General features: G+C 70.8%; 21 protein-coding genes and 1 riboswitch. Of the genes, 3 read left to right on the top strand and 18 right to left on the bottom strand.

Features of this window, described 5'->3' with window-relative positions; all coding sequences use genetic code 11:
* From MHW47_RS05080 to MHW47_RS05065, 4 genes are all read right to left on the bottom strand, one after another.
* Window positions 1-441 (bottom strand): GntR family transcriptional regulator (locus MHW47_RS05080; protein ID WP_239221408.1); only part of this gene is annotated, 441 nt, incomplete at its 3' end.
* 191 nt (window positions 442-632) lie between these two features.
* Window positions 633-1,484 carry a M23 family metallopeptidase gene (locus MHW47_RS05075; protein ID WP_239221407.1) on the bottom strand — a complete coding sequence of 284 codons (852 nt, stop codon included), beginning with the start codon at window positions 1,482-1,484 and terminating at the stop codon, window positions 633-635.
* A 13-nt stretch (window positions 1,485-1,497) separates the two neighbouring features.
* Window positions 1,498-1,666, bottom strand: a riboswitch (cyclic di-AMP (ydaO/yuaA leader).
* A gap of 260 nt (window positions 1,667-1,926) precedes the next feature.
* Window positions 1,927-3,309 (bottom strand): pitrilysin family protein, encoded by a 1,383-nt coding sequence (locus MHW47_RS05070; protein ID WP_239221410.1) that lies wholly within the window; start codon window positions 3,307-3,309, stop codon window positions 1,927-1,929.
* 26 nt (window positions 3,310-3,335) lie between these two features.
* Complete coding sequence (locus MHW47_RS05065; RefSeq protein WP_239221406.1) at window positions 3,336-4,697, bottom strand: pitrilysin family protein; 1,362 nt, start codon at window positions 4,695-4,697, stop codon at window positions 3,336-3,338.
* A 313-nt stretch (window positions 4,698-5,010) separates the two neighbouring features.
* On the opposite strand from MHW47_RS05065, the gene MHW47_RS05060 reads away from it, so the two are divergent.
* The gene (locus MHW47_RS05060; protein ID WP_239221405.1) at window positions 5,011-7,461 is read left to right on the top strand and encodes a DNA topoisomerase (ATP-hydrolyzing) subunit A; all 2,451 of its coding nucleotides are present in this window, start codon (window positions 5,011-5,013) and stop codon (window positions 7,459-7,461) included.
* Window positions 7,462-7,489: 28 nt separating this feature from the next.
* On the opposite strand, the gene MHW47_RS05055 is transcribed toward MHW47_RS05060, so the two are convergent.
* Both MHW47_RS05055 and MHW47_RS05050 read right to left on the bottom strand, forming a co-directional pair.
* Window positions 7,490-8,614 (bottom strand): GTP-binding protein, encoded by a 1,125-nt coding sequence (locus tag MHW47_RS05055; RefSeq protein WP_239221404.1) that lies wholly within the window; start codon window positions 8,612-8,614, stop codon window positions 7,490-7,492.
* A 19-nt stretch (window positions 8,615-8,633) separates the two neighbouring features.
* Window positions 8,634-9,794: a citrate synthase/methylcitrate synthase gene (locus MHW47_RS05050; protein WP_239221403.1), complete on the bottom strand. Its 1,161-nt coding sequence runs from the start codon at window positions 9,792-9,794 to the stop codon at window positions 8,634-8,636.
* A 133-nt stretch (window positions 9,795-9,927) separates the two neighbouring features.
* Between MHW47_RS05050 and MHW47_RS05045 the strand changes: the two genes are divergently transcribed.
* Window positions 9,928-11,223, top strand: a complete 1,296-nt coding sequence (locus MHW47_RS05045; RefSeq protein ID WP_239221402.1) for a citrate synthase — start codon at window positions 9,928-9,930, stop codon at window positions 11,221-11,223.
* A gap of 13 nt (window positions 11,224-11,236) precedes the next feature.
* Here the strand turns inward: MHW47_RS05045 and MHW47_RS05040 are convergent, their stop codons facing one another.
* From MHW47_RS05040 to MHW47_RS05015, 6 genes are all read right to left on the bottom strand, one after another.
* Window positions 11,237-12,829, bottom strand: a complete 1,593-nt coding sequence (locus tag MHW47_RS05040; protein ID WP_239221401.1) for a cation acetate symporter — start codon at window positions 12,827-12,829, stop codon at window positions 11,237-11,239.
* Window positions 12,826-13,284, bottom strand: coding sequence for a DUF485 domain-containing protein (locus tag MHW47_RS05035; RefSeq protein ID WP_239221409.1), 459 nt, complete (start codon window positions 13,282-13,284; stop codon window positions 12,826-12,828). The genes MHW47_RS05040 and MHW47_RS05035 overlap by 4 nt, the downstream gene beginning before the upstream one ends.
* Before the next feature lie 131 nt (window positions 13,285-13,415).
* A complete protein-coding gene (locus MHW47_RS05030; protein WP_239221400.1) occupies window positions 13,416-14,090 on the bottom strand; it encodes a response regulator transcription factor in 675 nt (224 codons plus the stop codon).
* Window positions 14,087-15,253, bottom strand: a complete 1,167-nt coding sequence (locus MHW47_RS05025) for a sensor histidine kinase (protein WP_239221399.1) — start codon at window positions 15,251-15,253, stop codon at window positions 14,087-14,089. Before MHW47_RS05025 ends, MHW47_RS05030 begins: the two co-directional genes overlap by 4 nt.
* Window positions 15,250-15,768, bottom strand: coding sequence for a DUF1453 domain-containing protein (locus MHW47_RS05020; protein WP_239221398.1), 519 nt, complete (start codon window positions 15,766-15,768; stop codon window positions 15,250-15,252). The genes MHW47_RS05025 and MHW47_RS05020 overlap by 4 nt, the downstream gene beginning before the upstream one ends.
* Before the next feature lie 136 nt (window positions 15,769-15,904).
* Complete coding sequence (locus tag MHW47_RS05015; RefSeq protein WP_239221397.1) at window positions 15,905-18,025, bottom strand: type IIA DNA topoisomerase subunit B; 2,121 nt, start codon at window positions 18,023-18,025, stop codon at window positions 15,905-15,907.
* Between the two features lie 434 nt (window positions 18,026-18,459).
* Here MHW47_RS05015 and MHW47_RS05010 point away from each other — a divergent pair, with 434 nt between their 5' ends.
* Window positions 18,460-18,690, top strand: a complete 231-nt coding sequence (locus tag MHW47_RS05010; protein WP_018105354.1) for a hypothetical protein — start codon at window positions 18,460-18,462, stop codon at window positions 18,688-18,690.
* A gap of 106 nt (window positions 18,691-18,796) precedes the next feature.
* Here the strand turns inward: MHW47_RS05010 and MHW47_RS05005 are convergent, their stop codons facing one another.
* The 6 genes from MHW47_RS05005 to MHW47_RS04980 all read right to left on the bottom strand — a co-directional run bounded on the left by MHW47_RS05005 (window position 18,797) and on the right by MHW47_RS04980 (window position 26,880).
* Window positions 18,797-19,627: a trypsin-like serine protease gene (locus MHW47_RS05005; RefSeq protein ID WP_239221396.1), complete on the bottom strand. Its 831-nt coding sequence runs from the start codon at window positions 19,625-19,627 to the stop codon at window positions 18,797-18,799.
* 150 nt (window positions 19,628-19,777) lie between these two features.
* The gene (locus MHW47_RS05000; RefSeq protein WP_239221395.1) at window positions 19,778-21,325 is read right to left on the bottom strand and encodes an RNA polymerase sigma factor; all 1,548 of its coding nucleotides are present in this window, start codon (window positions 21,323-21,325) and stop codon (window positions 19,778-19,780) included.
* A 320-nt stretch (window positions 21,326-21,645) separates the two neighbouring features.
* Window positions 21,646-22,512 (bottom strand): FadR/GntR family transcriptional regulator, encoded by an 867-nt coding sequence (locus tag MHW47_RS04995; protein ID WP_275448867.1) that lies wholly within the window; start codon window positions 22,510-22,512, stop codon window positions 21,646-21,648.
* 179 nt (window positions 22,513-22,691) lie between these two features.
* On the bottom strand, window positions 22,692-24,452 hold the full coding sequence (locus tag MHW47_RS04990; protein WP_239221393.1) for an ATP-binding cassette domain-containing protein: 1,761 nt from the start codon (window positions 24,450-24,452) through the stop codon (window positions 22,692-22,694).
* A gap of 208 nt (window positions 24,453-24,660) precedes the next feature.
* On the bottom strand, window positions 24,661-25,425 hold the full coding sequence (locus tag MHW47_RS04985; RefSeq protein ID WP_239221392.1) for an NUDIX domain-containing protein: 765 nt from the start codon (window positions 25,423-25,425) through the stop codon (window positions 24,661-24,663).
* A 150-nt stretch (window positions 25,426-25,575) separates the two neighbouring features.
* On the bottom strand, window positions 25,576-26,880 hold the full coding sequence (locus tag MHW47_RS04980; protein ID WP_239221391.1) for a DUF4192 domain-containing protein: 1,305 nt from the start codon (window positions 26,878-26,880) through the stop codon (window positions 25,576-25,578).
* Window positions 26,881-26,914: the final 34 nt, after the last annotated feature.

The raw sequence follows: 26,914 nt of genomic DNA, 5'->3' as shown, positions 1-26,914 counted from the left end.
GAGCAGGGCGATGAGGCCCGGGCTGCCGGACGCCTGTGCCAGCGTCTCGTGGAACCAGCCGGTCAGGGCCCTCAGGTCCTCGCCCTGGCCCTGATTGGCGCGTTCCTGGCCGAGCCGGACCAGGCCGCGCAGCACCTTGAGGTGGGCCTCCGTCCGCCGGTGGGCAGCGCGGGCGGCGCTCAGGGGTTCGAGGAGCATGCGCACCTCCAGGAGGTCGGCTGCCTCCTGGTCGGACGGCTCGGCGACGCAGGCTCCGGCGTGTCTGCGGGTGACGACGAACCCCTCGGACTCCAGGGTGCGCAGCGCTTCCCGGACGGGGACACGGGAAACCCCGTAACGCTGTGCGAGCACTTCCTCGGTGAGCCGGCTGCCGCGTGCGAAGACACCGGAAACGATGTCGGCACGGATTGCCGTGCATACCGAATGCGCCGGAACACGCATGTCCGTACCTCCGCCTCAATCCCCGCGAACAGCGGCCGATCGACATCTCTGCCGTGACTCTATGTCAATGCGCCCGCATTTCCGATGCCGGGGCGGAATTCATGAATATGTTCAGGACAGAAGGGGAGCGGGTACGGCGAAGGCCCCGGCGGGGTGCCGGGGCCTTCGCCGCGGGAAGTACGGCCGGACGCTCAGACTCCGACGCCGTGGGCGCGGAGGTAGGCGATCGGGTCCAGGTCGGAGCCGTAGGACGGGGTGGTACGGGCCTCGAAGTGGAGGTGCGGGCCGGTGGAGTTCCCGGTGGAACCGGAGAGCCCGATGCGCTGGCCCGCGCCGACGCTCTGGCCGACGGAGACGCCGATGGAGGAGAGGTGGCCGTACTGGGTGTACGTGCCGTCCGTCATCCGGAGCACGACGTTGTTGCCGTACGCCCCGCCCCAGCCGGCCTCGACGACCGTGCCGGCGCCCACGGCGACGACGGAGCTGCCGGACGCGGCGTGGAAGTCGATGCCGGAGTGGCTGCCGGAGGACCACAGCGCGCCGCTGGACTTGTAGCCGGTGGTCACGTACGAGCCGGCGACGGGCAGCTGGTAGGACGCGCCGAGGGAGGTGCGGGCGGTGGAGCGGGTGGCGCGCGCGGAGGCGTCGCGGGCGGCGTCGGCCTTCTTGGCTGCCGCCGCCTTCGCCTTGGCAGCCGCTGCCTTGGCCGCGGCCTTCCGGGCTGCCGCCTTCTTCTTGGCGGCGGCCTCCTTCTTGGCCTCCGCTGCGGCGGCCGCCTCCCTCTCGGCGGTGTCGGCCTGCTCCTGCTGGACGTCGGCCTGGGCGTCGATCCGGTCGGCGAGGGTGTTCTCGATGGTGAGGATCTGGGAGAGGCCGGTCTCGGTGGCCGCGGGGGCCTTGCCCGCGTCGGCGGCGAGAGCCGGGGAGGCCAGGGAGCCGATGACGCCGGTGGTGGCGAGGGTCGCGACGCCGAGCGCCTTGGCGCCGGTACGCGTCAGCCGTTTCGGGGCACGGTGCTTCCCGGTGGCACGGGTGAAGGCCATGGGGTGGCGAATCCTTTCCTTCCTTCTCGCCTACCGGGTTAGCTGACGGGTTCGGAGCAGGAAGGTCTCCTACGGACGGCGCACCCCGGACGGGGGGCGCGGGCGTCCGATTCACCCCAGGGACTGCGTGGGTCCCCGGCTCCCCAGGCTCGCGCCTGACGGGGACTCGGCGATGGCTGTCCGGTGCGGTCGCGGATGCGGTGCACGGGTGGCGGACAGCCTCACCGAAGCTAAGCGGCCGGACTTCACGCCACCAAACGGGCAGGGGGATGTGTAGCGCATCCCACAGGCCCAAACAGCGTGATTGACCGACAAAAGGTGCGAATAGGGCACGGCGATGCGCGGGATCATCGCTGCGCCGAGAGCCCCGGCGCGACAGCGCGCCGGGGCCTCTCCGTTCCTCGTCCGTCTCCTCGCCCGTTCGGCCGGGCGCGGCAAGCGGTCAGCCGGTGACGACCGACACCTCGCCGATCCCGAGGGCGCGGACCGGCTCCTCGATGCGCGAGGCGTCACCGACGAGGACCGTGACCAGCCGGTCCACCGGGAAGGCGCTGACGACCGCCGCGGTGGCCTCCACCGTGCCGGTCTCGGCGAGGCGGGCGTACAGCGTCGCCTGGTAGTCGTCCGGAAGGTGCTGCTCCACCTGGTCGGCGAGGGTGCTCGCGACGGAGGCCGCCGTCTCGAACTTCAGCGGGGCGACCCCCACGAGGTTCTGCACGGCCGTCTCGCGCTCGGCGTCCGTCAGGCCCTCGGCGGCCAGCGTCCGCAGGACCTTCCACAGGTCCTCCAGCGCCGGACCCGTGGACTCGGTGTCCACCGAACCGCTGATCGCGAGCATCGCGGCGCCCGTCGAACCGGTGACGGGGTCGGGCGCGCCGGAGCGGAGCACCTGGGCGAAGGCCCGCACCCCGTAGGTGTAGCCCTTCTCCTCGCGCAGCACCCGGTCGAGCCGGGAGGTGAGCGTGCCACCGAGGCAGTAGGTGCCGAGGACCTGGGCCGGCCACACGCTCTCGTGGCGGTCGGCGCCGATGCGGCCGATCAGCAGCTGCGTCTGCACCGCGCCGGGGCGGTCCACGATGACCACCCGGCCCGTGTCGTCGGCCGTGATCGGCGGGACCGGGCGGGGCGTGGCGGGGGTGCCGGTCCAGTCGCCGATGGTCTCGGCGAGCAGCGCGTCCAGGTCGATGCCGGTCAGGTCGCCGACGACGACGGCGGTCGCGGCGGACGGGCGGATGTGCGCGTCGTAGAAGGCGCGCACGGCCGCGGCGTCGATCCGCTCCAGGGTCTCCTGGGTGCCGAGGCGGGGGCGCGAGATGCGGGCCGTGGCCGGGAACAGCTCCTTGGAGAGCTGCTTGGCGGCGCGGCGGGCCGGGTTGGCCTGCTCGTGCGGGATCTCGTCCAGCCGGTTGCGGACCAGCCGCTCGATCTCGCTGTCGGTGAAGGCGGGCGCCCGCAGCGCCTCGGCGACCAGGCCGAGGGCCTTGGCTAGCCGGGAGGCCGGGACCTCCAGGGAGACCCGGATGCCGGGGTGGTCGGCGTGGGCGTCGAGGGTGGCGCCGCACCGCTCCAGCTCGGCGGCGAACTCCTCGGCGCTCTGCTTGTCGGTGCCCTCGGACAGGGCGCGGGACATGATCGTGGCCACGCCGTCCAGGCCCTCGGGCTCGGCCTCCAGGGGGGCGTCGATGGAGATCTCGACGGCGACGACCTGCTGGCCGGGGCGGTGGCAGCGCAGCACCGTGATGCCGTTGGGCAGGGAGCCACGCTCGGGCGCGGGGAAGGCCCAGGGCCGGGCCGTACCGGCGGTCGGCTGGGGGTGGTACTGCATCGAAACTTCAGTCGCGGCAGCGTCGGTCACTGGTCCGCCCCTTCGTGCGCGTCGGTGTCGGTAGCGGCCTCCGCCTCTGCGGCGGGCTCGACCGGTTCGTAGACCAGGACGGCCCTGTTGTCCGGCCGCAGCTGGGCCTGCGCGGCCGCCTTGACCTCCTCGGCAGTGACGTCGAGAACCCGGTCGACGGCCGTCAGCGCGAGCTGCGGGTCACCGAACAGCACGGCGTACCGGCAGAGTTCGTCGGCGCGGCCCGCGACCGTGCCGAGCCGGTCCAGCCATTCGCGCTCCAACTGCGCCTGGGCGCGCTCCATCTCCTCGGGCGAGGGGCCCTCCTCGGCGAACCGGGCCAGCTCCTCGTCGACGGCGGCCTCGATCCGGGCGATCTCCACGCCGCCGGACGCCTTGACGTCCAGCCAGCCCAGGGAGGGCGCGCCGGCGAGCCGGAGCAGCCCGAATCCGGCGGCCACCGCCGTACGGTCGCGGCGGACCAGGCGGTTGTGCAGCCGGGAGGACTCGCCGCCGCCGAGCACGGTCAGGGCGAGGTCCGCCGCGTCGCACTCGCGGGTGCCGTCGTGGGGCAGCCGGTAGGCGGCCATCAGGGCGCGGGCCGGGACCTCCTCGCGGATCTCCTCGCGGACCTGGCCGCCCATGACCGGGGGCAGCGAGCCGTCGCGCGGCGGCTGCTTGCCGTCGTGCGAGGGGATGGAGCCGAAGTACTTCTCGATCCAGGCGAGGGTCTGCTCGGGGTCGATGTCCCCGACGACCGACAGCACCGCGTTGTTCGGCGCGTAGTACGTACGGAAGAAGGCGCGGGCGTCCTCCAGGGTCGCCGCGTCCAGGTCGGCCATCGAGCCGATCGGGGTGTGGTGGTACGGGTGGGGCTCGGGGTAGGCCAGGGCGGTCAGCCGCTCGAACGCGGTGCCGTACGGGACGTTGTCGTAGCGCTGGCGGCGCTCGTTCTTGACGACGTCGCGCTGGTTCTCCATGGACTCCTCGTCGAGCGCGGCGAGCAGCGAGCCCATCCGGTCGGCCTCGAGCCACAGGGCCAGCTCCAGCTGGTGCGTGGGCATGGTCTCGAAGTAGTTGGTGCGCTCGAAGCTGGTGGTGCCGTTGAGCGAGCCGCCGGCGCCCTGCACCAGCTCGAAGTGTCCGTTCCCCTTGACCTGGCCGGAGCCCTGGAACATCAGGTGCTCGAAGAGGTGGGCCAGGCCCGTACGGCCCTTGACCTCGTGGCGCGAGCCGACGTCGTACCAGAGGCACACCGCCGCGACCGGGGTCAGATGGTCCTCGGAGAGCACCACGCGCAGGCCGTTGGCCAGACGGTGCTCGGTCGCTGTCAAGCCGCCGGAGCCGGCCTGGGCTGTGGCCGTGTGACCCATGGGCATGTAGGTCCCTTCGATCGCGCTACTGGATGTCCATATGAAGAAGCCGCTGCGGGAAGCTGCTTCGAAAGGTTGCTTCGAGACACAGCCACTGTATGCAAGCGAACCGACGGCTGCCGAAGTTCCCGGATGGCGGAGGTTCGCGCGAAATTCCCCGGAAGGGGGTCTTCCGCCGCCTCGGGACGGATGGCGACGGGCGTTTGGGACGGGTCGAGGTCGGGGTTGTCAGTGCGGCGGTCCACAATGGAGCGCGTCAGAACCTTCAGGGGACCTGAGAGGTTGCCCGCACGACATCCGTGAAGGAGTCGCAGCAGCGATGGCCCGCCGCAGCACGAAGACCCCGCCGCCGGTCGACTTCGAGGAGAGGATCCTCGACATCGACGTCGTCGACGAAATGCAGGGCTCCTTCCTCGAGTACGCGTACTCGGTGATCTACTCCCGTGCCCTGCCGGACGCCCGCGACGGCATGAAGCCGGTGCACCGCCGCATCGTGTACCAGATGAACGAGATGGGCCTGCGTCCGGACCGCGGCTTCGTCAAGTGCGCCCGCGTCGTCGGCGAGGTCATGGGCAAGCTGCATCCCCACGGCGACGCGTCGATCTACGACGCGCTGGTGCGGATGGCCCAGCCGTTCTCCATGCGCCTCCCCCTCGTCGACGGGCACGGCAACTTCGGTTCCCTGGGCAACGACGACCCGCCGGCCGCCATGCGGTACACCGAGTGCCGGATGGCCGACGCGACCTCGCTGATGACGGAGTCCATCGACGAGGAGACGGTCGACTTCCAGGCGAACTACGACGGCCAGGAACGGGAGCCGATCGTCCTCCCGGCCGCCTACCCCAACCTCCTGGTCAACGGCACGACCGGGATCGCGGTCGGCATGGCCACCAACATGCCGCCGCACAACCTGGGCGAGGTCGTCGCGGCGGCCCGGCACCTCATCAAGCATCCGGGCGCCGACCTGGAGACCCTGATGCGGTACGTCCCCGGCCCCGACCTGCCGACCGGCGGGCGGATCGTGGGCCTGGCCGGCATCAAGGACGCCTACGCCAAGGGCCGCGGCTCGTTCAAGATCCGCGCCACGGCCACCGTGGAGAACGTCACGCCGCGCCGCAAGGGCCTCGTCGTCACCGAACTGCCCTTCACGGTGGGCCCCGAGAAGGTCATCTCCAAGATCAAGGACCTGGTCTCGGCGAAGAAGCTCCAGGGCATCGCCGACGTCAAGGACCTCACGGACCGCGCGCACGGCCTGCGCCTGGTCATCGAGATCAAGAACGGCTTCGTGCCGGAGGCGGTGCTGGAGCAGCTCTACAAGCTGACGCCGATGGAGGAGTCCTTCGGCATCAACAACGTGGCGCTGGTCGACGGGCAGCCGCTCACCCTGGGCCTCAAGGAGCTTCTGGAGGTCTATCTCGACCACCGCTTCGACGTGGTGCGCCGGCGCAGCGAGTTCCGCCGGACCAAGCGCCGCAACCGGCTGCATCTGGTCGAGGGCCTGCTCGTCGCGCTGGTCGACATCGACGAGGTCATCCGTCTGATCCGCTCCAGCGACAACTCGGCGCAGGCGAAGGAGCGGCTCATGGAGCGCTTCTCTCTGAGCGAGGTCCAGACGCAGTACATCCTCGACACGCCGCTGCGGCGGCTGACCCGGTTCGACCGGATCGAGCTGGAGAGCGAGCGGGACCGGCTGGACGCCGAGATCGCCGAGCTGACGAAGATCCTGGAGTCGGACACCGAGCTGCGCAAGCTGGTCTCCTCGGAACTGGCCGCGGTCGCGAAGAAGTTCGGCACCGCCCGGCGCACGGTGCTGCTGGAGTCGGCCGGTTCGCAGGTCGCCTCGGTGCCGCTGGAGGTCGCGGACGACCCGTGCCGGGTGCTGCTGTCCTCGACCGGCCTGCTGGCGCGTACGGCGAACGACGAGCCGATCGTCGTCGCCGGGGGCGCAAAGCGCTCCAAGCACGATGTGATCGTCTCGGCGGTGCCGGCGACGGCGCGCGGTGACGTCGGGGTGGTGACGTCGAGCGGCCGGCTGCTGCGACTGTCGGTGATCGACCTCCCCCAGCTCCCGGACACGCACGCGGCACCCAACCTGTCCGGCGGGGCGACGGTCGGGGAGTTCCTGACGCTGGAGGCGGACGAGGACGTCGTCTGCCTCACCACGCTCGACGAGGCGTCACCCGGTCTCGCCCTCGGCACCCTCCAGGGCGTCGTCAAGCGTGTGGTGCCCGACTACCCGGCCAACAAGGACGAGCTGGAGGTCATCACCCTCAAGGACGGCGACCGGATCGTCGGGGCGGTGGAGCTGCGGACGGGCGAGGAGGACCTGGTCTTCATCACCTCGGACGCGCAGCTGCTGCGCTACCCGGCTGCCCAGGTGCGCCCGCAGGGCCGTCCGGCGGGCGGTATGGCGGGCGTCAAGCTGGGCGCGGGGGCGCGGGTGCTGGCGTTCTCGGCGGTGGACCCGGCGGCGGACGCCGCGGTGTTCACGGTCGCCGGTTCGCACGGCACGCTGGACGACTCGGTTCTGACCTGCAAGCTCACCCCGTTCGACCAGTACCCGCGCAAGGGCCGGGCCACCGGTGGGGTGCGCTGCCAGCGGTTCCTCAAGGGTGAGGACGTGCTGGTGTTCGCCTGGGCGGGCGGGATGCCGGCCAGGGCGGCGCAGAAGAACGGCGCTCCGTCGTCGCTGCCCGAGCCGGACCCGCGGCGCGACGGTTCGGGGACGCCGCTGCCGAACCCGGTCGCGGTGATCGCCGGCCCCGCGTAGGGCCGGATCTCCCGGCGGCGGTCGCGCGTTACGCGTCGTCGCCGCCGGGCTGGTGCACGTACCGCAGGACGCCCCACATGGCCCGCTCATGTGCGGCGTCCTGCTCCGTCGCGTCCGTTCCCGGCTTCGTGTCCGGTGTCGTGTCCGGCCCGGCCGGGATGCGGCATGCCTCCAGTTCCTTGCGCAGGACCGGTACGTCGATGCCGGAACCGATCAGGACGAGCTGGGTGCGCCGGGGTTCGCCGCGCGTCCAGGGCCTGGGGGTGAACCGGAGGAACCTGCCCACCGCGTGCACCCCGTAGGCGTGGTCGGGGTCGCCCGCGCCGAAGTCGACGTACCCCTTGATGCGGTACAGCCCCTCCGGCCGCGAGTCCAGGAACCGCATCAGCCGGCGGGGCTCCATGGGCACGTCGGAGTCGAAGTCGAGGCTCTCGTACGCAGTGTGCAGATGACTCCCGTGACCGTCGCCCTCCTCCTGGGCGCGCTGCTCCAGATAGAGGTCCTCGAAGGTGAGCTGGCGCGCCTTCTCCTCGTGGTCCGGCCACAGCGCCGGGTCGAACAGCAGCTCCGGGTCGATGCGTCCGTACGTGGCGGGCACGACCGCCGCCCCGCTGCCGGCCGCCGTGACGGCCTGCCGGACGCGGGCACACTCCTCGTCCCCGGCCCGGTCGGTCTTGTTGAGCACGACGAGATCGGCCACCGCGAGATGGCGGTCGATCTCCGGATGGCGCTCACGGGTCGCCTCGAACTCGGCGGCGTCGACTACCTCGACCAGTCCCCCGTACACGATGTGCGGGTTGTCGCTGGCGAGGATCATCCGGACCAGCTCCTGCGGCTCCGCGAGGCCGCTCGCCTCGATGACGATCACGTCGAGCCGGGCGGAGGGCCGGGTGAGCGTCTCCAGATAGCCGTCGAGTTCGCTGACGTCGACCGCGCAGCACAGGCAGCCGCCGCCCAGGGACACCGTGGACCCGACCTGCCCGGAGACGGTCATGGCGTCGATCTCGATGGCCCCGAAGTCGTTGACGATCACGCCGATCCGGTTGCCGGCGCGGTGCAGCAGGAGGTGGTTGAGCAGGGTCGTCTTGCCCGAACCGAGGAAGCCCGCGAGGACGATGACCGGAATACGGGGGCTGGGGGGCGGCGTGGTCAACGGGGGCCTTCCTGCGGGGTCAGACTGCCGGGACGGGCTGCGGCGGGGGCGGGCCGACGTAGCGCGCAGCCGGGCGGATGATCTTCGAGTCCTCCGCCTGTTCCAGGATATTGGCGCTCCAGCCCACGACCCGCGCCGCGCAGAACGTCGGCGTGAACATCTCGCGCGGCAGCCCGCACAGCTCCATGACCACTCCGGCGTAGAACTCCACGTTGGTGTGCAGTTCGCGCCCCGGTTTCAGCTCGGCGAGGATCGCCTCGACCTGGCGTTCCACCTCGACGGCGAAGTCCACGAGGGGGCCGCCGAAGTCCTGGGCGATGGACCGCAGCATGCGTGAACGGGGGTCCTCGGTGCGGTACACGGGGTGGCCGAAGCCCATGATCCGGTCACCGGCGAGGACGCGTTCGCGAATCCATCCGTCGATCCGGTCCGGGGTGCCGATCGCGTCGAGCGTGTCGAGGGCGCGGCTGGGAGCGCCGCCGTGCAGGGGGCCGGAGAGCGCTCCGACGGCCGCGACGAGGCAGGCGGCGACGTCCGCGCCGGTCGAGGCGACGACCCGCCCGGTGAACGTCGAGGCGTTGAAGCCGTGGTCCACGGTGGAGATCAGATACCGCTCGACGGCCCTGGCCCGTGTCTCGTCCGGCTCACTGCCGGTGAGCATGTAGAGGTAGTTCGCCGCGTGCGGGAGGTCGGTGCGCGGTTCGACGGGGTCGAGTCCCCGGCCGAGGCGGTACAGGGCGGTCAGCACGGTGGGGACGGCCGCGCAGACGGCCAGGGCGTCGTCCCGGCGCCGCCCGGCGTCGATGTCGTACACCGGCCGGAAGCCCGCCGAGGCACCGAGCAGGGAGAGCGCGGTACGCAGCCCGGACAGCGGTCCCGACACCGCGCTCGCCCGCGCGATGGCGGGCAGGGCCTCACGCACCGCGTCGGGCAGTACGCGCAGCGCGGCGGTGCGGGCGGCGAAGTCGGCCCGGGCGGCCGGGCCGGGCAGCCCGCCCTCGGTCATGAGGTACCAGACGTCCTCGAAGCTGCGGCTCTGCGCCAGCTCGACCGCCGAGTACTGCCGGTAGTGGTAGAAGCCCTCGCGTCCCCGGACGTCCCCCAGGGCCGTATCGGTCACGACGACGCCCGCGAGACCTCGGGGAACGTCGAGCGGTGTGCCACCGGTCATGGTCGTCATTGCTTCCTCCTGGACAGGTCGATGACCCCTTGATATTGATTCGACTGTCCATGCATGACTGGGAAACTGTCAATATTGATTGAATCAATATGAACCTGTCGATACAGCGACGGCAGATGGATACGGTGGCGGCATGAAGGATCGAGCAGAGGCGGACGGACGGGACGGGCTGCGGCTCACCACGCGCGAGACGGCCGAGCGCCTGGGCGTGAAGCCGGAGACGGTGTACGCGTACGTCAGCCGGGGCCAGCTGAGCAGCAGCCGCATTCCGGGCGGACGCGGCAGCACCTTCGACGCGGCGGAGGTCGAGGCCCTGGCCCGGCGCACGGGGCGCAGGGAGGCTTCCCCGGCCTCGGGTGATCCGGCCGTGCGTACCGGCATCACCCTCATCGACGGCGACCGCTACTACTTCCGGGGCGTGGACGCGACGGAGCTTGCGGCGCGCCATACGTACGAGGAGGTCGCGGAGTGGCTGTGGACGGGCGCGCTGGTCCCGGGCATCCGTTTCGCGGCGCCCGCGCAGGCGGTGGCGGCGGCCCGGCGGGCGGTCGGCGCGCTGCCGGCGCACTGCGGTTCCACGGACCGGCTGCGGGTGGCGGTGGTCGCGGCCGCGGCCACGGACCCCCTGCGCTTCGACCTGTCGCGCGACGCGGTGCTGGCGGGCGCGCGAAGCCTGATCCCCACACTGGTCGAGGCGTTGCCGGGGGCGGGCGGGCTGGGTGGGACGGAGGCTGCAGGTGGAGCGGGTGCGGTGAGTGAGGCCGGCGCGCTCGGCGGCCTCGCCGGTCAACTGTGGCCGAAACTCACCGCCCGCCGACCTGATGAGCCCTCACTCACCGTCCTGGACACCGCACTCGCGCTGCTGATCGACCACGATCTCGCCGCTTCCACGCTGGCCGCGAGAGTCGCCGCCTCGGCCCGCGCCCACCCGTACGCCGTGGTGTCGGCGGGGCTCGGCGTCCTGGAGGGCCCCCTGCACGGCGCGGCGAGCGGGCTCGCCCACCGGATGCTGGCCGAGGTTCTGCAACGGGGCGGCGCCGCACCCGTGGTGGCCGACCACCTGCGGGCCGGCCGCCCGGTTCCGGGGCTCGGACACCGGCTCTACACCGGCGAGGACCCCCGCGCCCGCGCCCTGTTCGACCTGCTCGCACACGTCCCGCAGGCCGGTCCGGCCCTGAGCGCCGCGCGGGAGGTGGTCGCCACGGTGGCACGCGACACGACCCTGCACGCCAACGTGGACCTGGCACTCGCCGTGCTCTCGGTCTCCTCGGGCATGCCGGCGGAGGCGGGAGAAACGGTCTTCGCCATCGCCCGTACGGCGGGCTGGATCGCGCACGCACTGGAGGAGTACGGGGAGAGCCCTCTGCGCATGCGCCCCAGCGGGCACTACACCGGCCCCCGGCCGCCCCAGCCGCTACCGACGCCGTAACGACGCGACGGGCTCAGACGGCACCGGCCCCGGTCATGGCGCGCACCTCGATCTCCGCGTGCTTGGCGACATCCGGCGGTTCGTCCGCGGTGACGGTCCCGATCCAGCCGGCCAGGAAGCCGAGCGGGATGGAGACCAGACCCGGGTTCTCCAACGGGAAGACCTGGAAGTCGACCCCGGGGAACAGCGCCTGAGGGCTGCCGGAGACGACCGGCGAGAGCACCACGAGCAGCACGGCCGGGATCAGCCCGCCGTAGACCGACCACACCGCGCCGCGCGTGGTGAAATTCCGCCAGAACAGTGAGTAGAGCAGGACTGGGAGATTGGCCGACGCCGCAACGGCGAAGGCCAGGCCCACCAGGAACGCCACATTGAGGTCCTGGGCGAGCAGGCCCAGCCCGATGGCGGCGACGCCGATACCGGCCGCCGCCACGCGGGCCACCGCCACCTCGCTGCGCTGTCTGCCACCGGGCCGCTTGAGTGAGGCGTAGAGGTCGTGGGCGACGGAGGCGGACGAGGCGAGGGTGATCCCCGCGACGACGGCCAGGATGGTCGCGAAGGCGACGGCGGCGACCACGGCGAAGAGGAACGTTCCCCCGGTCGAGCCCTCGCCCCCGCCCAGCACCATGGCCAGCAGCGGAACGGCCGTGTTCCCGGCGGGATTGGACTCCCGCACGGCGGACGAACCGACCAGCGCGGCCGCCCCGAACCCGAGCACGATCGTCATCAGGTAGAAGCTCCCGATGAGGCCAATGGACCAGACGACGGACCGGCGCGCCGCCCGGGCCGTGGGCACGGTGTAGAAGCGGGACAGGATGTGCGGCAACCCGGCCGTGCCCAGCACCAGGGCGAGGCCGAGGCTGATGAAGTCGACGCGCGCCGTCCAGCTTCCGCCGTACCGGAGACCGGGCGAGAGGAAGTCCTTGCCGTACCCGCTGCGGTCGGCGGCGGACGTGAGCAACTCGTTGAAGTCTCCGTGGAAGCGGACCAGGACGAGAACGGTGAGGGCCACGGTGCCCGCCATCAGCAGCACGGCCTTGACGATCTGGATCCAGGTGGTGGCCCGCATCCCGCCGAGCGACACGTACACCACCATCAGCGCCCCGACACCGACGACGGTCCAGGACCGGGCGGCCCCGCTGGTCCCGCCGAGGAGCAACGCGACCAGACTGCCCGCGCCGACCATCTGCGCGACCAGGTACAGCACGGACACGGTGACGGAGGAGGCGCCCGCCGCGATGCGGACCGGGCGCTCCGCCATCCGCGCCGCGACCACGTCGGCCAGCGTGAACCGGCCGCAGTTGCGCACGAGTTCCGCGACGAGCAGCAGGACGACGAGCCAGGCCACCAGAAAGCCGACGGAGTAGAGCATGCCGTCGTAGCCGAAGAGGGCGATCAGGCCGGAGATGCCCAGGAACGACGCGGCGGACATGTAGTCCCCGGCGATGGCGAATCCGTTCTCCATCGGCGAGAACAGCCGGCCGCCGGCGTAGAACTCCTCTGCCGAACCCTGTCGGTTGCGGCTCACCCAGGTCGTGATGCCCAAGGTGACCGCGATGAAGGCGCTGAACAGCAGCAGCGCCAGGGTCTGGTGGTCGCCGCTCAACGCACGGCCCCCCGAGTCATCTCCTGGGTCTCCCAGCGCAGATCGAGCGCCGCTCGGTCCCTGCGGAGCCGCGCGTGCCGTGCGTAGGCACCGGTGAGCAGGAACGTCGTCAGGAACTGGCCGACCCCCACGACCATGGCCACATTGACAGCCCCGGCCACCGGCCGTGCCATCAGGTCGGACGCGGTGACCGCCGTGACGACATAGGCGAGGTACCAGACGAGGAAGGCGGCGGTGGCGGGGACGACGAAGCGCCGGTAGCGACGGCGCACCACCTGGAACGCCTCGCTGCGCTGCACCTCCAGATAGATGTCCGCCGCCCGGACGTCCGCCGCGCTGTGGGCGTTGTACGGGGCGGCCTGCCCGGGCACCGCGGCGGCCGTGGAACCGTCCGCGCCGTCCGGCCCCTCCCCTCGGGAGGGCGGTGTGTCGTCCCAGGGGTCGTCGAGCCGCACCGCTGCGGGTTCGCGCCCTGCTTCCTTCTTCACCGCACAACTCCCCTTGTCAACAGGCCACTTCGGCCGCTTATCCAAGAATGGGCAGAACGGGAAGATCGCAGGCGCATCATCCGCCGGACTTCACCTCTTCAGGTGAACGTTCTCCCGGGCGGACGTACCAGGCCGCGCATGTACGCGTAACGCACCGCCTGAGCCCGGTCGCGGAGCCCGGCCTTGGCGAAGAGGTTGTTGATGTGGCTCTTCACCGTGGCCTGCGAGATGTGGAGGGTGCGGGCGATGTCCGCGTTGGACATGCCCTCGGCGATCAGGCTCAGCACCTCGGCCTCCCGGGGAGTCATCCCGTCCGGCGGCTCCGGGGCACCGCCCGCGGCCTGTAGAGGGCCTGCGGTGACCTGCTCCAGGAGCCGGCGCTGCACGGTCGGCGAGAGCCCCACCTCCCCCGAGAGCACGGCCTCCACGGCCCGCACGATCTCGTCTCCCCCGGCGTCCTTGGTGAGATACCCCCGCGCTCCTGCCCTGAGCGCGGGAAACAGGGAGTCGTCGTCCTCGAACGTCGTCAGCACCACGACCTGCGTGCCGGGGAACCGCTCGCGGATGCGCCGGGTCGCCTCCACTCCGTCGCAGCGGGGCATCCGCAGATCCATCAGCACCACGTCCGGCGCGTGCTCGGCCACCTGCGCGACCGCTTCCTCCCCGTCCTTCGCCGATCCGACCACCTCGATGCCGGGCAGCAGGCCGAGCAGCATGACGATGCCTTCCCGCACCACCGCCTGATCGTCGGCCACCACCACCCGCGCCGTCACGCGGGCACCCGCAGACTCACCACGAACCCCTCCTCGTCCGGACCGACGTCCAGCGTGCCGCCCAGCAGTTCGGCGCGCTCCCGCATCCCGAGCAGACCGTATCCGGAGCCGCTGGCCGCCAACTCCCCTCGCGGACCCCGCCCACCCGAGTCCTTGACCTCCAGCACGACTTCGTCGGGCCGGTACTCCAGCCGTATCAGCACCCTGGCACCGGTCGCGTGCTTGCGGGCGTTGGTGAGCGCCTCCTGCGCGACCCGCCGGACCGCCTGCGAGGCGTGCGCGGTCAGCGGGCGCCGCTCTCCCTCCACCCGGACCTCAAACGGCTCGGCCGTCACCAACTGCCTCAGGAAGTCCTCCACGGGTGACACCTCGCCCCGCAGCGCGGAGAGGGCCTGACGGGTCTCGGAGAGCCCTTCCCGGGCCATGGACCGGGCCGCGACCACCCGTTGCAGCACCTGGTCCCGGAACTCGCCCGCCGGCTCCCGTTCGATCAACAGCCTTGCCGCCTCCAGGTGGACCAGTTGCGCGGAGAGGCTGTGTGCCAGCACATCGTGGATCTCCCGCGCGATGCGGGACCGCTCGTCCAGCGCGGCCCGCTCCGCCTCCACCGCTCGGGCCGCCCGTTCCTGCGTGAGCAGCCGTTGCGCGCTGCCGCGGGCCTCGGCATCCAGGCGGAGCACGTACCCGGCGAGGCACAGTCCCGCCGCAGTCACCGCCGTGGTCGCCCAGTCGTCAGTGTCCGCCAGCGCGTAACCGCCGAGCGCCACCGCTGCGGCCGGGACTCCCGCCGCCAGGGGCAACCGCTCCAAGGAGGTGACCGCGCAGCCGCACCAGAGGACCACTGCGGGCACGGTCGCCCCCGTCTGTTCCGCCCCGAGCGCGGCGAGCATCAGCGCCCCGAGCAGGCCCAGCGATGGCCACAGCCGGTGGTCGATCGTGGTCCGGAAGAAGGCCACCGCGACCAGTGCGCACACGAGCACCCCGACCAGACCGACGGCGATCTCCCAGGGCCCGAACAGCCCTCCGGTGAACGTCCCCCACAGCATCAGCGTCAGCAGGCCGGCCCGTACGCTCCAGGCGATCACGCCCCGCGCCCTGCTTCGGGTGGTGTCCCGAGCGAGCGCCTCACGCAGGGGCCAACTCGTCCAGGTCACGGCTGTCACAGGCGGTCCTTCCACTCCGGCCGCAGCGCGACGCCGACGGCGGGCTCCCGACACGGCGCGGGTATCGCTGCGGCCCGGCGCGCCAGCAGCCCCGTCCGCACCAGCAGAGTCGCCGCGAGAGCCGCCATCAGGGTGGGGGTGCCCTGGTCCACGTCAAGCAGGACCGCGGTCCCGTACAGGGCCGCCCGCAGGCCCAGGCCGGCGATCCAGACCAGGACGGTGGCCTTGGTGCCCCTGCTCCACACGGAGCCGTCCTCGGCACGCCAGAGGCGCATCGTCCAGGCCCATCCCGCGCCCGTGGCCAGCCCGACCAACAGTTCGGCGCACAGAAGGGCGACCGAGGCTATCTCGTGGTCCGGATCGACCAGTTCGGGCTCCCGCAGCGCCATGAAGAGCAGCACTGCGGGCGGGGCCCACCAGCGACGGTCGCCCGAGACGCGCTCCGCCGATAAGTGGCGGACCACGACGAGAGCGATGACCGCGATGATCACCAGGGCGTTGTCGAGCCCGGACATGGCTGCCTCCGAGATGCGAGAAGTGCTGCATCTCCGAAGCTACGGAAGGACCCTGCTCGGCAGATCGGCTCCAGGGTTGATCATGGGTGGAGATGTCGTCTCCACCCACGGGTGGAGACGACCCCGGAGCCGGTGCTCAGACGTCGATGCGCGAGCGGTCCAGCGTGGCCGCCGAGCTGGTGATGAACTCCTTGCGAGGCGCCACCTCGTTGCCCATCAGCAGATCGAAGACCTTCTCGGACGACTCGAGGTCGCCGATGTTGATCCGCCGCAGCGTGCGGTGACGCGGGTCCATCGTGGTCTCCGCGAGCTGGTCGGCGTCCATCTCGCCCAGACCCTTGTAGCGCTGGATCGAGTCCTTGTAGCGGATGTTCTTGCGCTGGAGCTCCAGCAGGCGCTGGCGCAGCTCGTTGTCCGAGTAGGTGTAGATGTACTTGTCCTGGCCCTTCTTGGGCTGGACCAGCTCGATACGGTGCAGCGGGGGCACGGCGGCGAACACGCGGCCTGCCTCGACCATCGGCCGCATGTACCGCTGGAAGAGCGTGAGCAGCAGGATGCGGATGTGCGCACCGTCGACGTCGGCGTCGACCAGCAGAACGATCTTCCCGTAGCGCGCGGCGTCGATGTCGAAGGTCCGTCCGGAGCCCGCTCCTATGACCTGGATGATCGCACCGCACTCGGCGTTCTTCAGCATGTCGGAAACCGACGCCTTCTGAACGTTGAGGATCTTGCCGCGGATCGGCAGCAGGGCCTGGAACTCGCTGTTGCGGGCGAGCTTCGCCGTACCCAGCGCCGAGTCGCCCTCGACGATGAACAGCTCGCTGCGCTCCACATCGTCGCTGCGGCAGTCGGCGAGCTTCGCCGGCAGCGAGGACGACTCCAGCGCCGTCTTTCGACGCTGGGCTTCCTTGTGCTGGCGGGCCGCGATCCGGGTGCGGGCGGCCGCCACCGCCTTGTCGAGGACGGCCCTGGCCTGGGCCTTCGCGTCCCGCTTCGTGGAGGTCAGGAACGCCTTCAGTTCCTTGGCCACGACGTTGGCGACGATCCGGTTGGCCGCCGAGGTGCCGAGCACCTCCTTCGTCTGGCCCTCGAACTGCGGCTCCGCCAGGCGTACGGTCACGACCGCCGTGAGACCTTCCAGCGCGTCGTCCTTGACGATGTCGTCCTCGGCCACGCGCAGCAGCTTCGCGGAACGCAGGACCTCGTTGACGGTCTTGGTCACGGAGCGTTCGAAGCCGCTCACATGGGTGCCGCCCTTGGGTGTGGCGATGATGTTGACGAAGGACTTCACGTTCGTCTCGTAGCCGGTGCCCCAGCGGAGCGCGATGTCCACGCCGAGTTCGCGCGTCACCTCGGTGGGCGTCATGTGGCCGCGGTCGTCCAGGACCGGCACCGTCTCCTTGAACGTGCCCTGCCCGGACAGGCGCAGGACGTCGCAGACGGCCTTGTCCTGCGCGAGGTACTCGCAGAACTCGCTGATGCCCCCGTCGAAGCGGAACGTCTCCTCGGTCTTGCCCGCGCCGTCCAGTCCCCGCTCGTCGCGTACGACGATGGTCAGGCCGGGGACGAGGAAGGCGGTCTGGCGAGCGCGCTGGTGGAGCGTTTCCAGGCTGAGCTTGGCATCCTTCAGGAAGATCTGCCGGTCGGCCCAGTAGCGCACCCTGGTTCCGGTGCGGGTCTTCGGTACGCGCTTGCCCTTGCGGAGCCCGTTGGCGGGGTCGAACGGGCTGTCCGGGCCCTGCTCGGTGAAGATCCCCGGTACACCGCGGCGGAAGCTGATCGAGTGGGTCGCGCTGTTGCGGTCGACCTCGACGTCGAGCCGGGCGGAGAGCGCGTTGACCACGGAGGCGCCCACGCCGTGCAGACCACCGGAGGCGGCGTAGGAACCGCCTCCGAACTTGCCACCGGCGTGCAGCTTGGTCATCACGACCTCGACGCCGGAGAGGCCCGTCTTGGGTTCGACGTCGATCGGGATGCCCCGGCCGTTGTCACGGACCTCCACGGAGTTGTCGTCGTGGAGGACGACCTCGATGTGGTCGCAATAGCCGCCGAGGGCCTCGTCGACGGAGTTGTCGATGATCTCCCAGAGGCAGTGCATCAGGCCGCGGCTGTCGGTGGACCCGATGTACATGCCGGGGCGCTTGCGGACCGCTTCGAGCCCCTCGAGTACGAGCAGGTGCCGCGCGGTGTAGTTGGAACCGTCTCGGTCTGCTCCGGTCAGCAGCGCAGTGGACGGCACGGACGTATCGGCGGTCACGCGGTTCGCTCCTCGCTGAATTTCTTTTGGGGCCCAGTGGGTCACTGGCTCGGCTTCGGTTGCCGCTGTGAGGGTACCGATGCCTGGTAGAGCGGGTGAAACGCCACCCTCGAAGAAGCCTCAGACTAAACCAGACTCGCATGGGTGTTCGATCCTCCCACGAGGTGACGTGCACATCACGTTCCCTTCGAGGCATGAACCATTTAGGCTCCGGGCACGTCCTCATGAACAACCGGCAAGCCAGCCGGCCCGGACTGACCAAGCCAAGCAACGCGAAACCGTAGCGCCACGCAATACGGCACATTCGCCGCGAACCGGCAACAGACAGCCATACCGAGAAGAAGTTTCAAAGAAAAGCCACGAGCGGGAACGTTTTCGGCCTGGTTGGATGTTGACCCTGGTACGACAGCTCGTCGAGCTAGAGAAGAGGCGACGTGACTACTGTTCTGACCCCCGCGAGCCCGCTGACCGCAGCAGACCGCTGTGACCGTTGCGGCGCCCAGGCCTACCTGCGCGTCGTCCTCATCAGTGGCGGTGAACTGCTCTTCTGCGCCCACCACGGTCGCAAGTTCGAGCCGGAACTCAAGAAGATCGCCGCGGAAATACAGGATGAGACGGACCGACTGACGGCCGTGCAGGCCCAAGCCGCCGAAGAGGAACACTGACACCTCGCATCCCCGACGAGCCAGGGGCCGGTCCCGGACCGGCCGACGGGCGGCTTCCCTGCGGAGGGATGCCGCCCGTTCTCGTACCTGTGGAGCGCTGTGCGGTTCAGCCTGCGTCCGGCAGCCAGCCGAGGGCCGCGGAGATCCGCGTGTAGACGCCGGGGCTCCCCGCGACCCCACAGCCGTTCCCCCACGACACCAGGCCCACGAGCTTCCCCTGGGCCACCAGGGGCCCTCCGCTGTCCCCCTGGCATGCGTCGTAGCCCCCCTGGGGCTCACCCGCGCAGAGCATCGACGACGCGTCGTACGTACCGGTCCTGCCGCCCGGGTAGGCCTGCTCGCACGAACTGTCGGGCAGAATGCTCACCTCTGCGGACCTGAGTGACGACGCGTAGTCGCCGTATCCCGTGGTGTCGCCCCAGCCGTAGACGGTCGCGGAGGTACCCGCCCGGTACGCCGGGTCGCCGGCCTCCGCCATGGGGATCGCGTCGCTCTCGGGCAGCGCTTGGGACAGCGTGAGCACGGCGAGGTCCCCGCTGTTGGTGGTGGCGTCGAATGAGGGGTTGACCCAGGTCCCGCTCACCGGGATCTCCTTGCCTCCGGTACCGTTCAGCTCGTCCCGGCCGGAGATGACCCGCAGATCGCCCACCTGGTCGGCATCGGTCCCCAGTGCCTCCCGGCTGAGACAGTGCGCCGCCGTGAGCACCTTCTTGGGCTCCACCACGACGCCGCCGCAGAACTGTCCGGCCCGGGTACCACCGAACCGGTCACGGCTGGACAGCGCGACCACCCACGGGCTGTCCGCGACATGAGCGGGCTGCCCCCCGATGATGATGCCGTCGGGGACGGCCGGAGCGGCGGAGGCGAGCGGTATCACGGCCGATGCGGCGGCAAGGGCGAGCGCCCCGGTCATGGCACGGACGACGGTGCGGGACATGCGTACTCCTGACTCTGTGATGGACCATGCCTACCCAGAGTCATTCCGCTGGCGCCGATCCGCACCTTCGCAGTCTTCGAAGCGAGCAGAGCGAGGGCCCGGCTCCCCCGTGGGGGCCGGGCCCTCGCTCCGTGTCGGGCCGGTCGCGGCCTAGTCGAGGTAGTCCCGCAGGACCTGCGAACGCGACGGGTGACGCAGCTTCGACATGGTCTTGGACTCGATCTGACGGATGCGCTCGCGCGTCACGCCGTAGACCTTGCCGATCTCGTCCAGGGTCTTCGGCTGGCCGTCGGTGAGACCGAAGCGCATCGAGACGACACCGGCCTCGCGCTCGGACAGGGTGTCCAGAACCGAGTGCAGCTGCTCCTGGAGGAGCGTGAAGCTCACGGCGTCGGCCGGGACGACCGCTTCGGAGTCCTCGATCAGGTCACCGAACTCGCTGTCTCCGTCCTCGCCCAGCGGGGTGTGGAGGGAGATCGGCTCGCGACCGTACTTCTGGACCTCGATGACCTTCTCGGGGGTCATGTCGAGTTCCTTGGCCAATTCCTCCGGGGTGGGCTCGCGGCCCAGGTCCTGGAGCATCTGGCGCTGGACGCGCGCGAGCTTGTTGATGACCTCGACCATGTGCACCGGGATGCGGATGGTGCGGGCCTGGTCGGCCATGGCGCGGGTGATCGCCTGGCGAATCCACCACGTGGCGTACGTGGAGAACTTGTAGCCCTTGGTGTAGTCGAACTTCTCCACGGCGCGGATCAGACCGAGGTTGCCCTCCTGGATCAGGTCCAGGAAGAGCATGCCGCGGCCGGTGTAGCGCTTGGCCAGCGAGACCACGAGGCGGAGGTTGGCCTCCAGCAGGTGGTTCTTGGCCCGGCGGCCGTCCTCGGCGATGATCTCCAGCTCGCGCTTGAGCTTGGGGGCGAGCTTGTCGGAGTTCGCCAGCTTGTCCTCGGCGAACAGGCCCGCCTCGATGCGCTTGGCGAGTTCGACCTCCTGCTCCGCGTTGAGGAGCGGGACCTTGCCGATCTGCTTCAGGTAGTCCTTGACGGGGTCGGCCGTGGCGCCGGCGACGGCGACCTGCTGCGCGGGCGCGTCGTCCTCGTCGTCGTCGGAGAGGACGAAGCCCTTGTTCTCGCCCTCGCCCTCCTCTTCCTCGCCCTTGCCGGCCTTGACCTCCTCGACGACGTCGTCGCCGTCGAGAATCTCCTCGTCCTGCTTGCCGGCCTTCTTGGAGGCCGTCTTCTTGGCAGCCGTCTTCTTCACGGCGGTCTTCTTGGCGGCCGTCTTCTTGGCAGCGGCCTTCTTCGCGGGAGCCGCGGCGGGGGCTTCCTCCGCCGCCTGGCCCGCGGGCTCGGCGGACGGGGCCGCGGGCGCCGCGACCGTCCGCGTCACCGTCGTCTTGGCCGCGACGGACTTGGTGGCGGTGCGCTTGGCCGGGCTCTTCGCTGCGACGCTCTTGCGGGCGCGCTTCGACGGCTCCGCGGCACTGACCATCAGCGTCACACCCTCTTCCTCGAGGATCTGGTTGAGGCTGCGCAGAACGTTCTTCCACTGGGTTGGCGGAATCTGGTCAGCCTCGAAGGCCCGACGCACGTCGTCGCCGGCGATCTGCCCATCAGCCTTTCCCCGCTCAATGAGCGCCATCACAGATTCGGACTCGGCGATCTCCGGCGGGAGCGTACGGGATGTGCTGGCCGACACGAACAACCTCTCGGAACGATGGAAACGGCTTCCGGCCCGGCCCGGTGAGGGCTGGAACCGACGACCGCCGGGCGGGGAATGCACGACGGCGCGGGCTATGCCTCAGAACTGCACAGCGCCCTGAACGACTGCTGTATTCCTTCTGCGGCGGTCACCTCTTAAGTCATCGCGCTGTTTCGAGGAGTGTTACGTCCGATCCGCGTGGCCCGAGTCACACCCCATTTGCGATGAACACGACCAAGGCGACATCTCTCCGCCCCTGTGCCGCCGGATCGCACGGACCCGGCGGCAGGTGGCGCGTACACCCCGACCGCGCGAGGTCAGTGCTCGCGCGGCGCCGGTACCACCCGTTCCGGCTCGTGATGGCCCACGAGCAACTGACGCATCGCCGCCTCGGAACCGGCCGAGTCACCGGATGCGAGCGCGTCCACGATGCGCGCGTGCAGGGCGAGCGACGTCTCACTGGGCCGGTCGCACGCGGTGGCCGGGCCACCGGAGACCTGCAGCGCGGCGGCGACGATTCCGGAAAGGTGCTCCAGCATCCGGTTGCCTGCGGCCTGGATGAGCAGGGAGTGGAACTCGGCGTCCGCACGGGCACACGTGATCATGTCGCCCTGGCCCAGGGCGTGCCCCATGATCTCGACCATGTCGGCGAGGCGCTGCTGAAGGTCCTCGCGCCCATGTCCTGCGGCAAGACGAGCGGCGAGTGGCTCGATCGTCCACCTGAGGTCACCCAGTTCGCGGCGCTGGTCGTCGCGCTGCGGGCCGAAGGCGCGCCATTCGATGATGTCGGGATCGAGGAGATTCCAGTCACTGACAGGCCGCACGCGCGTACCGACATTGGGGCGGGCACTGACCAGCCCCTTCGCCTCCAGCACGCGAAGCGATTCCCGCACGACGGTCCTGGAAACCTCGAAACGCTGGCCGATCTCCTCCGGAACCAGCGGACGGTCCGCGCCGAGATCCCCGGAGACGATCATCTGTCCCAATTGCTGAACAAGCTGGCCGTGGAGTCCACGGCCACGACTGGCCGACCCCCGTCGGCCCACCCGGCCGAGTTCGGCATCGGAACCGTCCCAGGAGCGTGCGGCGGCACGCTCACCGGCCTGCGTCTCGGGGTAGGGGTAGCGGTCGAGTTCGCCCGGGCCGGCGAGGCCGGCATCGGCAGAGCGGGCGGTGGTCATCATGGTGTGCGCAAGGGTACTCACGCATCCTTTGTCGGCGGGTCCTAGCCACCCCTTGAGGTCTTTGCTGAAAAGCACACGAAAGGGTGATCGCCTCCGCCCACTCAATTGACGCCTTACTGGTATAAACCGGGCACCTTGTCAGAGCTGAGGCCCCGCACCTGTCCGATTGCGCCCCGAAGTCACCAACGCACCCTGCCTCGCAGGCTGGTGAAGAGAAACGCGCAGATGAGACCGGACAGCGACAGGGCCAGAGCGGCACCCACTGGTTGCGTCACGATCCGGACCGCGGCCAGCAGCCACCTGTCCGCCTCCCCCGGCCACTGGAGCCAGGCAAGTTCCTGCAACCGTCCGGGAAGCCCGGCGATCGAACGAGTGGCCGAAGCCTTCGGCAGGCGCTCGATGATCGGCACCAGCACCACCGGTACGGAGAGCAGGGTGGCCACGCCTGCGGCCGTCACCCTGAAGACGCCCGCCCCCAGCAGTCCTGCCCAGGCGCAGCCGACGGTCAGGCCCGCCCAGCTCACCGCGAGGGATGGCAGGTCCGCGGGGGCGTGGAGTACGTCTCCTCCATATACGAGGCGCACGGTTTCCGCGGAGGCCAGTACGACGAGCAACCCCAGAAGAAGGCCCACACCTCCGGTCACCGCCAGCTTGGCGGCGAGCAGACCGAGCCTGCGGGGCACCGTTCCCCGGCCGGCTGCGAGTGCGGGGTAGCGGAACTCGTCGCCGAAGGAGAGCGCTCCGAGCAGCCCGACCCCGAGGGCGGCGGGCGGAAGCGGCAGCCACGAGGGCCAGGCCGCGACCACACGCGCGGGTGGGATACGGCCGTCACGGGCCAACATCACGGACAGGCCCACGGAAGCGACCAGAGCGACGGCCATGATCACGGTCGTGGTCCGCACGCCGAACAGGCGCCGCAGTTCGTAGCGCACGGGACGCAGCGGGCCCCGCGCCGGCCGTCGCCTGATGGGCGGCAGCGCGTCGTGCGCCGCGGGCCGGGGCACGCGTCCGGCGGAATCGGCGGGGGACGTCGAGGCGACCAGGTCGCCGACTGCGGCCGAAGGGCCCGGGTCGGCCACCTCGTCGGCCAGCTGGTGGACGGGAAGTCCGTGCCTGAACGCGACGTCGCCGACCTCCGCGCAACTGCTGCCGTACACGGACAGCCGGTGCCCGGCTCCTTCGGTGACGACTTCGACGGGCCGCCTGGCGGCGCGCGCTTCCCTGCTGAGGAGGGTGGCGAGACGGATGGCGTGGGGGGAACGGACAGCCACGCGTGGCCGCATACGGGTCCTGGCGAAGGCCGCACCGTCCTGGTCGGCGACCAGGCGCCCATCGGCGATGGTGACCACATGCCCTGCCGTGCGCGCGGCCTCGCGCGGATCGCTGGTGGTGAACAGGACGGTTCCACCCCGGTCGGCGTGGGATCGCATCATCCGGCGCAACCAGTCGGCATCCCTCGGGCCGAGCCCTTGCGCGGGGTCGTCCAGGAGCAGGGTGTGGGGGTCGCCGAGGAGGGCACAGGCAAGGGCCAGGCGACGGTCCATACCGAGGGACAGCGCGCCGATGCGATGGTCCGCCAGGTCGGCCAGGCCCACCGCGTCGAGCAGTTCGTCAGCCCTCGACACGGGCGCGTCCGCCACGGCGCAGAGCATGCGCAGCTGGCCGCGTACAGTGCGCGCCGGGTGTCCTGGCACGTCGCCGAGGACCGCTCCCACCTCGCCGGCCGGACGCGGCACCCGATGGAGCGGCCTTCCCCTGAAATAGGTGACGCCTCGCCCCTGCTCGAGTTCGAGCATCAACCGCAGAGCGGTGGTCTTGCCGGAACCCGGTGCCCCGAGGAGAGCGGTGACGCAGCCCGGCTCCGCGTCGAAGGTGAGGTCGTGGACGGTGGGGGCTTTTTCGCGGGGGCGGTCGCTGGTGAGTCCGATGGCCTGGAGCATCGCTTCTCTCGCGGGACATGGGACGGCGACAACGGAACCGCCCGGCGGCGAGTGAGTACCGCAGTACGATAACTCGACATATAGGACTTTTTACGCAGGCTGGTACGCGTCGTGTTCACGGCTCCGAGTCCTGCCGCGCCGCTCCAGACCGCTCCGCGCCGTTCCGCCCCGGCCGCTTATGCCCCCGATCAGGGACTCCAGGCCGGCCCTAGACCTCGGGCCTCAGCATCGGCGGGTTGAGCACCGTCGCCGTCCCCGACCGGAACAGCTGCGCGGGACGTCCCCCCTGCCGCGTCGTCGTCCCACCGGTGGGCACCAGGAAGCCCGGAGTGCCCGTCACCTTGCGGTGGAAGTTCCTCGGATCGAGCACCACGCCCCACACCGCCTCGTACACCCGACGCAGCTCGCCGACCGTGAAGGCGGGCGGGCAGAAAGCCGTGGCCAGCGACGAGTACTCGATCTTGGAACGCGCCCGCTCGACTCCGTCGGCGAGGATCCGGGCGTGGTCGAAGGCCAGCGGCGCCTGGTGCTCCCCGTCCGGGCCGTAGCCGCCCTCCGGGCCCAGTAGGTCCTCCACAGGCGCCCATCGCGCGCTGTTCGCGTCACCACCAGCCCGCGGGGCCGGCAGATCGGGGGCCAGCGCGAGATGGGCGACGCTGACCACCCTCATTCTCGGGTCACGTGCCGGATCGCCGTACGTGGCGAGCTGCTCCAGGTGCGCGCCGTTGCCGACGGCGGGGGCGGCCGGGTCCTGCGCGCACAGGCCGGTCTCCTCAACGAGTTCCCGCGCAGCCGCGGCCCCGAGGTCCTCGTCGGCTTTGACGAAGCCGCCGGGCAGCGCCCACCTGCCCTGGAAGGGGGGCTCACCCCGGCGGACCACCAGGGCACAGAGGGCGTGCCGTCGCACCGTGAGCACGACGAGGTCGACGGTGACGGCGAACGGTGGAAAGGTCGACGGGTCGTAGGGCGGCATGCCGTGATCATAGTCGTCTGCCTGACGATAAACACTCCCTTCTCGGTGACTCTTCGCAAGGCTCCTCAGCCGGTTCTCGCATGAACGCCAAGCGCCCGTGCTGCGTGCGGCGTCGGAATCGGGCGAGCCCGGGCCGACGCCGCACATGGCTCAGCGACCGGTCGCGCTCCCCCGGCGCCCCTGCGCTCCGGGGCGGGTGGCCCGACGCCTCCCCGCGGCACCGTGGCCGGGCCGGGTGGAACCCGGCCGTGTCCGGCCACGCCCGGCAGGCCGTACGCGTACGGAACGGGCCCCCGCGACCCGTTCCGTACCCCGGCCGCGCTGCGGGGCCCGGGTTCCGCGTTCGCCGCGCAGGCAGCGCCTCAGCGTTTCCGGGTCGAGTCCCTGGTTGCATGCTTCGTGCAGCAGCTGGGCGAAGGTGTAATGCGGATCGATGCGCAGGGCGAGCGCCAGCGCGACGCGCGCGGCCGGTTCGTCGCCGGTCGACCAGGAAACCCACCCGGCCAGCGTGAGGGGCGCTGCGGCGTGTTCCACGTACGGGCCCACGCAGCGCCGGGCGAGTGCGCGCCAGAGCCGCAGGGCAGAGTGTGCTTCCGGCCCTTCCATCCACTCGGCGGCCTTGTCGCGGGTCTCCCTGTCCTGGAGACCCAGGATGACCGAGGCGGCCTCCTCGTCGCTGATCAACCGGTCGTCGTTGATGTCCGCCAGCGAGGGCCCTGCGGCGGGCGCGCGCCCCAGACGCTCCACGAGTCGGCCGGCGAGCTCGAGGGTGGCGTCGCTGACCTCCTTGCGGCGCTCCTCGTCGAAGAGCAGCGGCACCATCGCACTGCCCGCCGAGTCCAGGGCGCCCAACTGGGCGTCGTTCGACGGGCGGGCGGCCGGCGTGAGCCTCGCCTCCATCTCCCGCAGCGATCCGCGTACCTGGATGCCCGCGTACGTGGCCGCCGCGGCCATCACGGACGTGCCGGGCATGGCCAGGGGCTTGCCCTCGGCCGGGCAGCAGCGGGAGTCCGGGCACACGTAGGACCAGTAGCGGTTGTCCGAGACGCACAGCGCCTCGAGGACGGGCACGTCGAGCGCCCCGCATGCCGTGCGCAGTCGCTGGGCGAACGGGCGCAGACGTTCCATGGTCCGGTTGCCCGTCTCGCCGTCCGCCGGGTCCTGGCAGAGGTAGACGACCACGGCGTCCGGCCTTGAACCGCGCCGCTCGCTGCCCTTGATCAGGCACTCGGCGAGTTGCTCCGCCACCGCGGGCCACTCGCTCTCGGACTGCGGAATCCCGAGCCTGAGCCGCCCCCCGAACCGGCCTCGACCGCCATGCAGGGCGACCATGACCACGCTGTCGTTCGGGTGGAAGCCCATGAGGTACGGAAGAGCGTCGGCCAGGTCGGCCGGGCCCCGCAGGGTGATCTGCTGTTCTTCGGAGAATCCAGTGGGTTCGGGCTGCTTGTTCATGGCACGACCGTCTCGCAGCCCGCCAGGTTTCGCT

Source organism: Streptomyces sp. OfavH-34-F, assembly GCF_022347745.1.
Taxonomy (GTDB): domain Bacteria; phylum Actinomycetota; class Actinomycetes; order Streptomycetales; family Streptomycetaceae; genus Streptomyces.
This window is presented reverse-complemented; position numbering and strand designations above follow the sequence as displayed.

What these genes read in the sequence shown, in the direction of transcription:
- MHW47_RS05075 (WP_239221407.1), bottom strand. Translation starts at nt 1,484, where the DNA reads ATGGCCTTCACCCGTGCCACCGGGAAGCACCGTGCCCCGAAACGGCTG.
- MHW47_RS05070 (WP_239221410.1), bottom strand. Translation starts at nt 3,309, where the DNA reads ATGCAGTACCACCCCCAGCCGACCGCCGGTACGGCCCGGCCCTGGGCC.
- MHW47_RS05065 (WP_239221406.1), bottom strand. Translation starts at nt 4,697, where the DNA reads ATGCCCATGGGTCACACGGCCACAGCCCAGGCCGGCTCCGGCGGCTTG.
- MHW47_RS05060 (WP_239221405.1), top strand. Translation starts at nt 5,011, where the DNA reads ATGGCCCGCCGCAGCACGAAGACCCCGCCGCCGGTCGACTTCGAGGAG.
- MHW47_RS05050 (WP_239221403.1), bottom strand. Translation starts at nt 9,794, where the DNA reads ATGACGACCATGACCGGTGGCACACCGCTCGACGTTCCCCGAGGTCTC.
- MHW47_RS05045 (WP_239221402.1), top strand. Translation starts at nt 9,928, where the DNA reads ATGAAGGATCGAGCAGAGGCGGACGGACGGGACGGGCTGCGGCTCACC.
- MHW47_RS05020 (WP_239221398.1), bottom strand. Translation starts at nt 15,768, where the DNA reads ATGTCCGGGCTCGACAACGCCCTGGTGATCATCGCGGTCATCGCTCTC.
- MHW47_RS05005 (WP_239221396.1), bottom strand. Translation starts at nt 19,627, where the DNA reads ATGTCCCGCACCGTCGTCCGTGCCATGACCGGGGCGCTCGCCCTTGCC.
- MHW47_RS04995 (WP_275448867.1), bottom strand. Translation starts at nt 22,512, where the DNA reads ATGATGACCACCGCCCGCTCTGCCGATGCCGGCCTCGCCGGCCCGGGC.
- MHW47_RS04990 (WP_239221393.1), bottom strand. Translation starts at nt 24,452, where the DNA reads ATGCTCCAGGCCATCGGACTCACCAGCGACCGCCCCCGCGAAAAAGCC.
- MHW47_RS04985 (WP_239221392.1), bottom strand. Translation starts at nt 25,425, where the DNA reads ATGCCGCCCTACGACCCGTCGACCTTTCCACCGTTCGCCGTCACCGTC.
- MHW47_RS04980 (WP_239221391.1), bottom strand. Translation starts at nt 26,880, where the DNA reads ATGAACAAGCAGCCCGAACCCACTGGATTCTCCGAAGAACAGCAGATC.